The following is a 13651-nucleotide window of genomic DNA, read 5'->3' on the forward strand; positions in this document are numbered from 1 at the left end:
GGGGTTTTGTTATGCCTGAAAAGAAAGAGTGGAAAGCGCTTCACTCTCCACTCTCAAACTTTCACTCTAAATTAGCGGCTCTCCAGCAGACGGGTCGTCTCGGAGGAATCAATCAGGTTGGTCATACTGCGCAGGCTGATGCCCAGCGTAGACAGGTTGTGCATCATCGCAGAGGTTGCGGGAGCCAGCACGCCGGCAACGCCCAGACCGATCAGCGAACCGTTAAAGCCGATTACGAAGCGGTAATTGGAGTTGATGCGGCTCATCAGACCCTGTGCGATACGGCGCAGCGCAACCAGCTCAAACAGATTCTCCGCTGCGATGGTGATGTCCGCAATCTCACGGGCGATGGCAGCGCCGTCGCTGATGGCTACGCCAACGTTAGCCGCCGACAGCGCCGGAGAATCGTTGATACCGTCGCCGAGCATGATAACCGTATGGCCTGCCGCGCGTTCCTGCTCGACAAAGTTTGCCTTGTCCTCCGGCAGAACCTCAGCGCGGTAGTCGTCCACGCCGACCTCAGCCGCGATAGCCGCTGCCGTGCGCTCACTGTCGCCGGTCAGCATGACTGTGCGCTTGATGCCGAGGGCGCGCAGCGCCTTCATCACATCGCGGGCCTCCGGACGAAGCGGGTCTGCGATGCAGATAACGGCCGCCAGCTCACCGCCGATGGCCAGATACAGGTGCGAGAACTCGGGCGGGAGTGCATCATACTTCTCCTGCTCACCGGCCGGAACCGTACACTTTTCATCCTCGAAGATAAAGTGTGCACTGCCTATAACGACCTTCTTGTTTTCAACCATGCTGGAAATACCGTGCGCTACGATATACTCAACCTGCGAGTGCATTTCCTCGTGCGCCAGATTGCGCTCACGCGCAGCGCGGACAACGGCGTTCGCCATGGAGTGTGGGAAATGCTCCTCCAGGCAGGCTGCAACGCGCAGCATGTCGTCTTCGGAACGACCACCGAACGGAATAACCCTGGCAACCACCGGGCAGGCGTGCGTCAGCGTGCCGGTCTTGTCAAATACAATGGTATCTGCCTGCGCGACAGCCTCGAGGAACTTGCCGCCCTTGACCGTGATATGATACATGCTTGCCTCACGCATGGCGGACAGAACCGCCAGCGGCATAGCCAGCTTGAGCGCACAGGAGAAATCAACCATCAGCACGGACAGTGCACGGGTGACATTGCGGGTCAGTGCGTAGCTGAGCGCACTGCCGACCAGCGTATACGGAACCAACTTGTCCGCCAGATTGGCGGCATGGCTCTCAGCAGCACTCTTAAGCTGCTCGGACTGCTCGATCATGGAAACGATCTTGTCGTAGCGGCTCTCGCCAGAGGACTGGGTGACCTCGATCACGCAGTCGCCTTCCTCGATGACCGTGCCGGCGTAAACCTGCGTACCCGGACGCTTTGCAACCGGCATGGATTCTCCGGTAAGCGATGCCTGATTAACCATGACTTCGCCTTCAACAACCTCACCGTCCAACGGGATAACGTTGCCCATGCGAACCAGAATACGATCACCGACAGCGATGTTGGACAGCGGTACAAGCACCTCTGCGTCATCAGTCTTGAGCCATACTCTTTTTACGTTGAGCGACATGCAGCGTGCCAGATCGTCAACCGACTTTTTGTGCGTCCACTCCTCGAGCAGCTCACCGATATCGAGCAGGAACATAACCGAGCCTGCCGTGGAGAAGTCCCGGCGTACCATCGAAACACCGATGGACAGCGCGTCGAGCAGCTCAACCTTCAGCTCTCTGTGAATCAGGCGCTTGAGACCGCGGCCGAGGAACGGCAGCGACAGCCAGATCGTGCGTGCAATCTGCAGCGGCGCTGGCAGGAACAGCGTGCAGGCAAACTTCGTAATAACCTTGCCGACCAGCTTTTCCTGATACTCACGGTTGAGCGCACGGCCGCTGTGAGTCGGCGTCAGCGCCGTAACAGACGGTGCAGTATAGTTAAACTGAGCGATCGCGCGGATGATATTCTCGCGGTCACCGATGTAGCGGATGACAGCACAGCAGGTGCGCTCGTGCACGGTTGCGTTGAGTACACCCGGCTGATTCTGCAGATACGCCTCCAGCAGATCAGCCTGCTCCAGCGTCATGCGGTACTGCTTCATGCGCACGCGAAGCCGTCCGCGGCTTTCGTGTTCAATGAATGCTTTCATAGTAAAATTACCTCCAGCTTACTTCCGGTAGATAGGAAAAGAGGGGCTCTGCCCCTCTTTGATATTCGTCCTGCGCGCCGCAGCGCGCATGAAACAGGATTGCTGTGCAATCCATAAAAACCGTGGACATGTGCCTTGGTTTTTATTCCCTAAGAGGGAGAAAGTTTCCGAACGGGAACTTTCGGACGACTTTGGAACGGCTTACAGCACGTTCCTCCTGTCGGCCAAACCGTGGTTTGGCGACAGGTTCTTATGCCTCAACCGGAGCGGCTGTCGGATCCTCATCGGTCAGCTCAACCTCAATGTCTGCATCCTCAACAGCAGCAGCCTCTGCCTCAGCAGCGCGCTTCTCGTTGATCTCCTCTGCGGAAGCGAGGATGTCGCCGGCGTTCTCCTTAACGCAGTCAACGGTGTTCATAACAGTATCCTTCATGCGAAGAACTGCTGCGGCAGCATGGGTATATACGTTCTTAGCGTCCTTGCTGCTCAGCAGCTTGATACCTGCGGAACCGAACAGAGTGCCGCCAACAAATACGGCGATGTCCTTGTAAATCTTCTTCATAATATGTTCCTCCTATCAATCTCACTTGCGCTTACAGCCGGTAATCATCGTCATTACCATGCAGAACAGCGCGGCCCATGCCCAAAAACGATGCTGCTTCATACAGTACACCTCCAAACATGGTGTGTTTTTTGTTTGCGATTATCATATCACAAATTTTCTCGCTTGTCGCACAGCTTTAGACATGAAACGCACGGAATCGGACATTTTGCAGTTTGTTGCCGCTAATCTTTAGTTTTATCATCAAAATAGTTGCATTTTGCTAACTTTTTCGGGATTGTCGGCGGTACTGCGAGGGCGTCAGCTGATAGCGGCGCTTGAACGCCACGCCGAACTGACTGGCGCTGTTATAGCCGACCGCCGCCGCAATATCCACGATGGAGAGCGGACTCCGATGCAGCAGTTCGGCAGCATGCTGCACCCGCTTTTCAAGCAGATACTGGTGGATCGGCCGACCGTAGGTCTGCCGAAATATATCCTTCAGGGCGGTTGGTGAAATGCGGAACCGTGCGGACAGCTGGTCGATCGTGAGCGGGTCGGACAGGTGCGATACCATATACTCCTGCACCTGCCGCACCGTATCGGTCAGATAGTGATCGCGGGAGACGGATTCCGGCGGCATCGTCAGCAGCGGACTGTCTGTGCTGATAAGGTACAGCAGCTCAATGGCTTTGATCGCACTGTAGGCGGCTCTGTCCCGCTCCGGAACGGACTGCAGTGCCGCAACCAGATTATCAATCCACACCGCGCTGCGCAGCACTACGCAGCCCAAATGCGGAATGACGCGGGCTTTGATTCGTGCTGCGTTGACCGTCAGACGGCACGGTGCCGCTACGCTCTGCTCGATGAGCACCAGCTCACCGCCAAACAATCCGTCCGCGACCGAAAGGCTCTTCACACTTGCGCCGAGCAGCAGCAGTACCTCGTGCTCCTGCAGGAACACTTGCCGCCCATCGGTCATGGTCAGCCGCAGACCGCCCTGCCGGCAGAACAGCACCTCGCACGGCACCTCGGATGGCTCTGCAGGCAAGGCCGGCGGCACAGTCAGCGCGCAGTCAAAATCGCACACGCGCACGCCATCCATCGGCTGGGTCCAGCGTACGCAGCCGGACAGCGATGCGCCGGTATTCGGTTTGAGCAGAGTTTCCAGCACTGTGATTTCCTCCGTTGGTATATATCGGTTTATCAGGTTAGATTTTGCTAACCTGTGTTGAAAAGTAAAGCCGCTGCAAGGCGGCCTTACTCTGTTCATTTATGCAGAAAGGAGAACAGTCCCTTTTTCTCATATGGCTCCTTGGAGAAGGACGTAACGGTGTAGCCGGTAGCGTTTACCGCATCGCGGACAGCCTGCTCATCGAGGTCCTGCTCGGTGAGGATAACCGTCTGCCCCTTGCCGTGAGAGGAAGTGACCTTCTTCACGGGAAATGCCTTGCGAACTGCGTCGTTGACATGGCTTTCGCACATGCCGCACATCATGCCGTCAACGCCGAGAGTAATTTTCAACATGGGTGTAATGCTCCTTTTGTACCTGAGCCGGTTAGCTTCTACTAACTAACAATATATCATGAAATAGCGCAGATTGCAAGGGGAAATCCTTAGTTTTTGCATAGGAGTTTGCTCATGCAGGATTCGCCGCACCCGCGGCAGAGGCAAGAGGGTAGACACCTGCGGTTTCTACCCTCTTAACTCCCGTTTCCCTTTATTTCTTAGTCTGGCGCAGACCAAAGACCGGCTATCCACGGGAAAGGGGTGATTCACAAGAGGGTGGAAACCGCAGGTGTCTACCCTCTTGTGCGCCCGCGCGGCGTCAGCGCAGATTCCTCTCGCTTCGCAAGCGCCCCACTCCCGATGAGCATATCATCAAGATTGACAAATACCCGCAAAAAGGGTATACTAATCTTACCTGCGGGTATGGCGGAATTGGCAGACGCGCCAGATTTAGGTGATGTCACCTCAGTGAAGGTTTTGCCGTTCCATTCGTCGCCTGCTCCCCCAAAACTAAATATGCGCCTGTGATGGAATTGGTAGACATGCGAGATTTAGGTTCTCGTGCTTTCAGCGTGTGGGTTCGAGTCCCTTCAGGCGCACCATGGTCGTTGGCTTGCGCTAACGACCATTTTTATATGCGATTGTCAAGTGTGAAAATATGGTTTAGAATAAAATGGAAATTAGGGTTGAGCAAAACTCCAATTTGATCATGAGTCCATACAATAAATAGTGCCATCCGACTTGCTTGAAGCCTATATATTGTGACTCAACTTTGCAAAACTCACGTTTTGCTCAACCCTAAATAGAAATAATCCAAGAGGTGATTTTAATGGAGTGGGCTTATTTTCAGCAAATCGTTACCCTGTTACTTGGTAGAATGGCAGTTTTTCAGGTGCTTGACGATAGGATAGAATTCACTATCGAAACCGAAACATTTACATATTTTCGAGAAGAATTTGATTCTACTATTGCACAGCTGAAAATGTACAGATATACACCTACACAGTGTTATTCACCTCGGGAGTACGAGGTGTTTGTAGAACCTGTTGAGCCACGTTATGGGTATCGAATTATTGACGAGCCCATTGAGATAAGTGATGACAGCTCTGCATATAGACTTGGATCACCTTCCGATGAATTGGTCTTGGCCTTTCTTTCTGGTATTCCAAGTGACTCTGTTCGCAACTATAGGCGAATATTATCATCTCGCATGATAAATGTTCGCACTTTGCGAAATGATGCTGGAGAGATTCACTTGTTGGATCTAATCAAAAAGGTAACTAAAATATCTCTTTCTTTAAAAATCTCCTTATCAGAAGGAGTATCTGCAGAAACCATGCTTAATCGTGCAACATCGTTTCTATTTTCTGTAGCATATAATACAGATACCGCCGTCAAAATAATCCACTCTGTAAATGAACTCGAATTTGAAAGAGGTCATTTTTCATCTCGTCGTAGCACCAATTTGAGAAACTTTGAGTCTCCAAAACTTTTTTATAATCACGAACTCATTGAACAGTATAACCTGTCCTTAACTTCCGAAGATCCGTTTATCAAGTTTATCGGATACTATCATATACTGGAGTATTTCTTCGATGCGGTTTATACTGACGAATTGATTAACAGCGTAAAAGATATCATCCTGCATCCTGGTTTCTCTACAAAAAAGCCTAAGGAAATCAATAAAATTATTGATACTGTTCGCAAAAAAACAAGAGCGAATCAAGATGCTTTCCAAGGCACAGAGCTCGAAGCGCTTGAACTAACAATAAAACGGTTTGTCTCTTTGGAGCAACTCCATGAAGATTTAGCAAATTATCGACCAGACTTGATTGCTTATTACAAATCCCATGAAATTAGTTTTTCGAATGGCGATGCGATTGATTTAGATAACTATACAAGCGATAAATTGCCTAAAAAAATCGCAGCTCGTATCTATAAGACTCGAAACGCTTTGGTTCATCACAAATCAAACACCGCCCGTCTTAAAGAGCGCGGAATATATCATCCATTCAAGGATGAGGCTGAGTTGTCAAATGAAATACCTTTAATGCGTTTTGTCGCTGAAGCCATTATAATCAAAACTGCAACTGAGATTTAATGTTGAATACCACTTCTCCATATAGTTTTTCACTACAAGGCTTTATTGGCCACTCCTATTTTCTCCATCACAACCCCATCTATCTCTTCTTCCAGTTCCAGCACTTTCTCCTGTAACGCAGAAATGTGGGCGTCAAGGATTGGTTTCCTCAACGCCCACATTTTTTGCATCTGTGCCAGTTTCTTCAGTTCCTCCGTGCGGCTCTCACGAGCCGTGGAAACGAGCTCCCATACCCTCGCATCCAGTGTTTCCTCATGGATACGGTGGGAGGCGCAATAGGTTTTTCCATTCCGGTGGTATCCACGGCATACATATTCCACACGGCTCTTGCCATTCCAGCAGCGGATCATAGGAATGAACGTATTCCCACATTCCTGGCAGGCCAGCAGTCCCGCGTAACGGTGCTTGCTCTGATTACCGTTTGCAGGTCGTGCCTGCCGCTTGAGTAACGCCTGTACCTGCTCCCATTCCTGTTTTTCTATGATCACAGGAAAGAATCCCTCGTGGCGATACCAGTCGGTTTTGTCTATATGCTTGGCTTTTCCGTTGTTGTATTCTCTGCGGTGGTTGTTCAGCACGCCGGTATACGCCTCCTCCACCAGAATGTTTTTCACACTGGCGTATGTCCATAGGAACTGGCCGTCACGGGTTTTGTGCGTTTGTCGTACTTCTCTGCCGCACCGCTCGGCCCGGAGCTGTGCCGGTGTCTTTCGCCCCGCGGTATTAAGCCGCCGGGCGATCTCTTTCTGCCCACAACCCTGCAAGTACAGAGAATAGATGAGCTGCACTGTGACCGCCGCTTCTGTGTCAACCTTGATCTGCCCCGTGTTTTTGTCTTTCCAGTAGCCGAAGGGCGGCGTGATCACGATGCCGTCTTTCTGCTTCTGGCGGTATCCCGCCCGGATCTTTTTGCCAATATCCTTCGCATAATAATCATTCATCAGGCCGCGGACGCCGATGATCAAATCATCTTCGTCGCAGAATGTATCAACGCCCTCCGTGGCAGAGATCACGCGCACCTGGTGTTCCCGCAGGTAATCAATAAACAATGCAGTCTGGGTCCTATGGCGGCCAAGCCGGGATAGGTCTTTTACGATGACAGCGTCAATTTTATCAGCGTCCACAGCCGCCATGAGCTCGTCCAGCCCACGGCGGTCAAAACTCATGCCGCTTATGTTGTCATCGAAGGACTGTCCCACGATGATGTACCCGTGCTGTTCGGCAAACGCCTGGCAGATCTCCCGCTGATTCAGCAGGGAGTTCATCTCACGGTCATCATCGTTAGAAAGCCGCGCGTAGAGCCATACCCGCACCTGTTATCACCTACCCCGCATAATAATTGCCATAAATTGCCGCACCCAGCCGGTCATAGTCAAAATCCGTTGAGGCGAAGCAATCTGTCTGCTCTCCGTTTTCGAATACATCCAGATGGTCGCGGAAGGGTGCTTTCAGCCGGATCTCCAAATCCAGCTTGCCGTCCTCTTCATGAACAAGGATCTTCTCCACCAGCATCCTCAGATGTGCTTCTGACATTTTGCCCTCTCGCAGGATGTCGTCGATCAGGCTGATGTCCCGCTTCAGCTTGGCCTGTCGGCTGCGGAGCATTTCTGAGATGTTTTGCAGATCTTCGATTTGCTTCTTGGCCTCCGCAATCTGCTCCTCGCGCTTGGCGATCATGCGGTCGTAGCGTTCCGCGTTGGCCTTATCCCGAATGCGTTCCATCAGGATCACCTCCACTTCCTCCTCCAGTAAGAGAATTTGTTCTTGCAGTTTACTTATTTTGGCGCTGGCCGTGGAAGCTTTCGGCGTCCATCTCTCAATGAGCCATTCCATCCGCGACCAGTTTTCCTCATACATTTTCTTTGTTCGCAGGATCTCCGCGCCGATCAATCTGTCCAATGTTTCCTCGTCCACCATGTGAGAGGAGCAATGTTCTTTGCCATACCGATGGTAGGTGTCGCAGACATAGGCGACCCGTTCCCCGCTTTTCAGCTTGATTCGTTTTCCGATAAAGGTTCGGCCACAGTCCTTGCAGCGGAGTAATCCGCCGTACCGGAGGATACCACAGTTGGTACCAGCACGGACATTTTTCTCTTTGCGTTCTGTAAGGAGCGCCTGTGCTTGTTCCCATATCTCACGAGTCACGATCACTGGCAGATAATTCTCATGTCGGAACTGCTCCTCCGGGTCTGTGAAGCGGAAGGTCTTATTGATCTTATTGCGCTCGCTCTTGTGGCAGATCAAAGTGCCGATGTAGCTTTCATCTCTCAAGATTCGCGCCACCATCGTTGCGTCCCACAAATATTTCTTGAGGATGCCATCCTGGGTGTTGGGCAGGCGCTTATTTAGCAGTTCCGCCTGCATAAGCGCCGGCGTTTTCCTCCTCTGTTCATTCAGTGTGCGGGCAATGGCTTTCATGCCGCTGCCGCCGACATAGGCAGAGAAAATCAGTCGGACCGTTTCGGCGGCTTCTTCTACGACAACGACCTTTTTTGTGTTCTTATCCTTGAAGTAGCCGAAGGGCGGGATGGTCACGATACCTTCCTTTTGCTTTTGCCGGTAACCGGTTCGCACACGGCGGCTACCGTCGCGGGCATAGAAGTCGTTGACCAGCCCCTTGAAGCCGATGATGAGATCATCGTTCTCGTTAAAGGTGTCGATATTTTCCGTTGCGGATAGGACCCGCACATCATGTTCTCGGAGGTAGTCAATAAAGAGTGCGGTCTGCGTCCGGTGACGGCCCAGGCGGGACAGGTCTTTAACGATGATCGCTTCGATCTTGCCCGCTTCGACCACCTCATAGATTTTGTCGATGCCCTCACGGTTGAAGTGCATACCGCTGACATTATCATCGAAGGATTCGCCCACCACCTCGTGACCGTTGCTGACGGCAAAGTTGTATATGATTTTCCGCTGGTTGTTCAGAGAGTTCAGTTCTTCATCCTCATCTCTGGACAGCCGGTAATAGAGCCAAACTTTCATAATCGTTCCTTTCCGCTATGGTGTGCCGATCATGCACGACACACCATAGCACACAAGTTTCGCAATAGCTATCAAAACAAATCAAGCGACTTCTGTTTCTACTTTAACAACAAAATCGGCGGTTCGATTTGTATATGGATGATCCACAGACAGATAGTCGTGGATCATCATTTTCAGAAAATCATCAAACTGATCGTCCGTACCCACATAGGAGTACATGACGCTTGCAATATTGGATTCTTTTTTCTTTCGGCCCATAGAACTCCTTCCTCCCGAAACCAATTCGGGCAACAAAAATAGCAGACCGTCACATGGTCTGCTGCCAGTCATAACTCACCTCGTCCTCGTGGTCATCAGCCTTATGACCGAGGGCGATTTTCTTTTCCCTTTCTTTTTGCAGTGCCTTTCTGTCGGTGTAGTGCCGCGCAGGAATCACAGGCTCAGCAGGCTGGAGCTGCTCAAGACGGTGCCCAAGCCCCACCAGAGCAGAAGCAACGCCCCCGTCCCCATCAGCAGAACCGCCCATGTGGGACCATCCAGGTGTGGCAGCCGCAGTCTGGGTAGCCTGATGCCGGGCAGAGAAAAACGCTTCTCGTTCCGTTTCCCATCCTGTTCGCTCATCTGCTCCAGACGCTTCACCGCTTTCAGCAGCTCGTCCATCTGCGTCCGTGTGGGAAGCTGCGACATCTGCCTGCTGATACTCTCCAACAGATCCGTCTGCCGATCCGCATGGTACCACAGTGTATCCAGATCGTTCATCATTCGCCCCCAGTCCGCTTTCGTGGGACTCGCTTCGTGAGGCGTTGTCAGCGTCGGAAGTACTGCCTGCTGGGTGTTGCGCTGCTTGAGTTCTTGCATAGACAATCTCTGCCCGTATTCTGAATTCATGCTCCATGGCCTCCTTGCAATACTTTTCCTCGTGTAATTTGTTGTCGCGGCACTTTAGTCCGTCCGGCGTGGTGTAGGTGATGTACTTGCGCCCGTTCTCCCAGCGGACGGCGCAGCCTTCGGACGCCATCAGGGAAACGAAAGCGTCCCTGTCAGCGGCATAGCGCATACACTCGTCTATCGCATTTGTCAGCCGCAGTTTCCAGCTTTGTCCCTTGAGTGCGACATGATACTCCGCGCCGCTCATGCCGCGGGCCTGATGTGTGGTCGGCTCAAAGACCGGCAGGCCCATTTCCAGACAGATCGCGTCGTTGCGCCGCATCAGCTCCTGCAGTTGTTCCTTCGCCATGTGCAGCTTTTTGCCAGTTTCGAAGTTAACGGAGTTGATGACGCAGTGGGAGTGAATGTGCTCGCGGTCAACATGGGTGCAGACCAACACCTCGCAGCCCTCGAAGTATTCTGCCAGCCGCCGCGCGGCTTCGTGGGCCTGTCGGGGATCGACCGCCGCGCCCTTCGGAAAGCTCTGCACCATGTGGTAGAACATCACGCCGCCGTCCTTGTGGTAGAGCAGCTTGGTGTTCAGAAAATCGTCGTAGACGCTCTGCGGCTGGCAGTTGATGCCGCTGACGAGCGGCTCGCCCTCCCATGCGGTTTTCTTTTCCTGCATGACGTAGAGCATCACGCCGCGCATGGCGGCGCGGGACTGTGTGCCCCGCTTGTAGTTCACAAAATGTACGATGGCCATACGGCTCACCGCCCTTCCATGACTGACCGCAGGGCGGCGCTGACCTCGGATAATTCCTGTGCGGCCTTGTCGAGACCGATGACCTGCACCTTGCCCATGTTGGCGAGGACAGTGAGGCGGTTGATGTTGCCGCCGATGCCCTTGAGCTGGCGGAGCAGTTCCTTCTGCTCATCGATGACGGTGATCCGCTTACCGAGACAGCAGGCGGTGACATAATCGCTCATGGACATGTGGGCCTTCGCCGCCAGTGCCCTGATCTTCTCGCGGTCAGCGGACGCCATGCGCGTGCTGAATTTAATATCTTTTTTCATGCTTTTCTCCAATCGTAGCTAAAAGTGGGTCCGGGCTTCCGCCCGGAATTTGGGTGCAGGGCTTTGCCCGCTCGGTGCATTTGGCAGGGCAGCGGCTTCGCCGCAGACCAGACAAATGCGATGCTGGCCGTCGTCCGAGCGGACGACGAATCCCTCGTCCCGCCGCAAGCGGCTGGACTCGCTCTCTCTGTCGCTCGTCCTCTTCCCACCGAAACCGCTTCGCTGGGTTTCGGCGGGAGCCCTGTTGGGGGAGATGATAAGACTCCCGTTTTGCATTTTCGGCATTTCCGTGTGGGGGGTGGTATCATTACTCTCGGCGTGCGCTTCATGCCGTTGTAACGCTGGACGCGCAGGGGGTTTGGCGGCGTATTCGTCGTTTTTATGCCGCCACAGTGCTCGCCCTGTGCGGGCTGAATCTCCCCTCGTCGGGTACACACACCACCCCAGCCTTTAATCGCGCACACAGCGGCTCACACGCCGAAACACGGGGCGTTTTCACCGCCTGAGACATCGGCAGGGTCGATAGGGTCAGCAGCTCGGGTACCCTGCGCATCGTCACTTTCGGCACGGCGCAGTTCAATGAGCCGCTTGCCGTTGCTGCGGCGCACCACGGCGGAAATGCCGATTTTGCTTAGTGCGGCAACGCTTTGCAGGATCAGGCGAGACACCTTCTTCGGCGTGATGCCCTCGCTGCCCGCAGGGTCGATCTGCGCGGACAGCTCCGTGGGAGTGCCGATAAATTCCGTGCGGTCACGCATCAGCTCAGAGAGAAGAATGACGATCCGGCCACCCAACAGCTCCGGCTGCGTCCGGCTGTCCGACACCAGCTCCCACACATTTTCCGCGCTGCGCTCCAGCGTCAGCTCCCGGTACTCGATGTCGCGCCCGATACAGGAGAGTGTTGCCTTGCCGCTGCCGCGCTTGTCTTCCACCAGCGTGAAGCTGGAATCCACCGCGCCGCTGATGGCCGTTGTGCCGGAGATACGGCTGAACACATCGTCGGCAAGCTCCTTTCGCAGATGGTGGATCAGCAGAATGGCGATGCCGTGGGCATCCGCGATGTGCTTCAGCACGGAGAGGTCACGGTAGTCATTGGCGTAGGTGCTGTCATAACCGGCGCCGCGGATCATTTGCAGCGTGTCGATGATGACCAGCACCGTGTCGGGGTGCTCTGAGAGGAACGCGCGGAGCTGCTCCTCCAAGCCCTTGCCAAGGGTGTCGCTGTTTGTGGAGAAGTGGACATTGGCGGGAGCGTCCTCCGTGATCTCGAACAGACGGTTCTGGATGCGGAGGGTGGAATCCTCCAGGCAGAGGTAGAGCGTGGTGCCCTGCTTCACGCCCATGCCCCAGACAGCTTCGCCCTTTGCCACCGTGACGGCCAGCCAAAGCGCCAGCCATGACTTTCCCACCTTGGGTGAGCCTGCGAGGATGTGCAGACCCTGAGAGAGCAGCGTGTCCACCACGAAGTTCAGCGGTGTAAGCGGCTGACTCATCAGCGTTTCTCCGTCGATGGTCAGTAATCGGTTTTCTTTTTTCAATTTCGAATCCTCCTTAAAAATATTGCTCCCATCGGAACGATGAGAGCGAAAAAAGCAGAGGGGCGTTACCACGGGACGGCGCGTGGTTTCTTCCCTCTGCTTGTATTGTGGAGAAATTTATGCTATGCTGAGAAAAAGCATGGACAGATTAAAATTCATGTAGGACAGATTTTAGCAGGAGGGGTACGCATGGAGGGCAGCATCGTTTTCTACACCTATGGCAGTACGCTGGAGCTATACGGTCAGCAGTTCACTGCCGGTATGTTGACCGCCGATCTGCTGAATTTGTCGCCGGACGAATATCGACCCATGAGCAAACGCATGAAGCAGGTCACCAGCCTTGCGGAGGAATATGAGCAAAGCGGGAGCATAGAGCTTTGGTGGAAGCTGAACGAGGAGCTGGCGGCGCTATGCGGAGTGCTGCGCCGCTACGCTGTGTTCCGCTTGCTGCTGGACGAGAGCGAGGACGCTTTTTTCTCTGTCATACGGGAGGTCACGGGGCAGTTCGATTTGTTTCCGAAAGAGGAGCATGAGCCGTCAGAAGAGATACAACGGAAACGACTTGAGCGCGTGGCGAATGAAATCTCCGCGCGCAGTGAAACGGTCAAGGATGTTCCGCTTGGCCTGTTCCATCCGAGCGAAGCAGCTTTAGAAAAAGGCGATGCCTTTTATTACGAAATGCTTCGTGCCATCGGTCCTACCAAGGACGCATGGCGTGATTACAAAAAATACATCCGCCGTTATGAAACATATCTTCACGACATTCGCGCTTTCAACGGTACTATTCGGAATTTCATCAGCTTTAGTCTGTCCAAGCTGAAGCATAACAGCCCAGAGGACTATGCCGCAGCACTCT

General features: G+C 53.5%; 12 protein-coding genes and 1 tRNA gene. 3 read left to right on the forward strand and 10 right to left on the reverse strand.

Annotation, left to right across the window (positions count from 1 at the left end):
• Positions 1-71: 71 nt before the first annotated feature.
• From ACWVX6_RS02220 to ACWVX6_RS02235, 4 genes are all read right to left on the reverse strand, one after another.
• Positions 72-2180 (reverse strand): heavy metal translocating P-type ATPase, encoded by a 2109-nt coding sequence (locus ACWVX6_RS02220; protein ID WP_455152233.1) that lies wholly within the window; start codon positions 2178-2180, stop codon positions 72-74.
• Positions 2181-2430: 250 nt separating this feature from the next.
• Positions 2431-2742 carry a DUF6110 family protein gene (locus ACWVX6_RS02225; RefSeq protein WP_110435742.1) on the reverse strand — a complete coding sequence of 104 codons (312 nt, stop codon included), beginning with the start codon at positions 2740-2742 and terminating at the stop codon, positions 2431-2433.
• 262 nt (positions 2743-3004) lie between these two features.
• Complete coding sequence (locus ACWVX6_RS02230; protein ID WP_455152234.1) at positions 3005-3895, reverse strand: helix-turn-helix domain-containing protein; 891 nt, start codon at positions 3893-3895, stop codon at positions 3005-3007.
• 95 nt (positions 3896-3990) lie between these two features.
• Positions 3991-4248 (reverse strand): heavy-metal-associated domain-containing protein, encoded by a 258-nt coding sequence (locus ACWVX6_RS02235; protein ID WP_110435744.1) that lies wholly within the window; start codon positions 4246-4248, stop codon positions 3991-3993.
• 500 nt (positions 4249-4748) lie between these two features.
• Here ACWVX6_RS02235 and ACWVX6_RS02240 point away from each other — a divergent pair.
• Both ACWVX6_RS02240 and ACWVX6_RS02245 read left to right on the forward strand, forming a co-directional pair.
• Positions 4749-4832, forward strand: a tRNA-Leu gene (locus tag ACWVX6_RS02240).
• A gap of 227 nt (positions 4833-5059) precedes the next feature.
• On the forward strand, positions 5060-6331 hold the full coding sequence (locus tag ACWVX6_RS02245; protein ID WP_118761430.1) for a hypothetical protein: 1272 nt from the start codon (positions 5060-5062) through the stop codon (positions 6329-6331).
• Between the two features lie 32 nt (positions 6332-6363).
• On the opposite strand, the gene ACWVX6_RS02250 is transcribed toward ACWVX6_RS02245, so the two are convergent.
• The 6 genes from ACWVX6_RS02250 to ACWVX6_RS02275 form a co-directional block, all read right to left on the reverse strand.
• Positions 6364-7644 carry a recombinase family protein gene (locus tag ACWVX6_RS02250; RefSeq protein ID WP_118761429.1) on the reverse strand — a complete coding sequence of 427 codons (1281 nt, stop codon included), beginning with the start codon at positions 7642-7644 and terminating at the stop codon, positions 6364-6366.
• A gap of 10 nt (positions 7645-7654) precedes the next feature.
• Positions 7655-9313 carry a recombinase family protein gene (locus ACWVX6_RS02255; RefSeq protein ID WP_455152235.1) on the reverse strand — a complete coding sequence of 553 codons (1659 nt, stop codon included), beginning with the start codon at positions 9311-9313 and terminating at the stop codon, positions 7655-7657.
• 81 nt (positions 9314-9394) lie between these two features.
• The gene (locus tag ACWVX6_RS02260) at positions 9395-9571 is read right to left on the reverse strand and encodes a hypothetical protein (RefSeq protein ID WP_158580269.1); all 177 of its coding nucleotides are present in this window, start codon (positions 9569-9571) and stop codon (positions 9395-9397) included.
• A 49-nt stretch (positions 9572-9620) separates the two neighbouring features.
• On the reverse strand, positions 9621-10946 hold the full coding sequence (locus tag ACWVX6_RS02265) for a relaxase/mobilization nuclease domain-containing protein (protein ID WP_118761427.1): 1326 nt from the start codon (positions 10944-10946) through the stop codon (positions 9621-9623).
• Between the two features lie 5 nt (positions 10947-10951).
• A complete protein-coding gene (locus tag ACWVX6_RS02270) occupies positions 10952-11257 on the reverse strand; it encodes a MobC family plasmid mobilization relaxosome protein (RefSeq protein ID WP_118761426.1) in 306 nt (101 codons plus the stop codon).
• A 470-nt stretch (positions 11258-11727) separates the two neighbouring features.
• Positions 11728-12795, reverse strand: coding sequence for an AAA family ATPase (locus tag ACWVX6_RS02275; protein WP_118761424.1), 1068 nt, complete (start codon positions 12793-12795; stop codon positions 11728-11730).
• A gap of 189 nt (positions 12796-12984) precedes the next feature.
• On the opposite strand from ACWVX6_RS02275, the gene ACWVX6_RS02280 reads away from it, so the two are divergent.
• On the forward strand, positions 12985-13651 hold a 667-nt coding region (locus ACWVX6_RS02280; protein WP_455152236.1), incomplete at its 3' end, for a hypothetical protein.

This window comes from Butyricicoccus sp., from assembly GCF_977037065.1.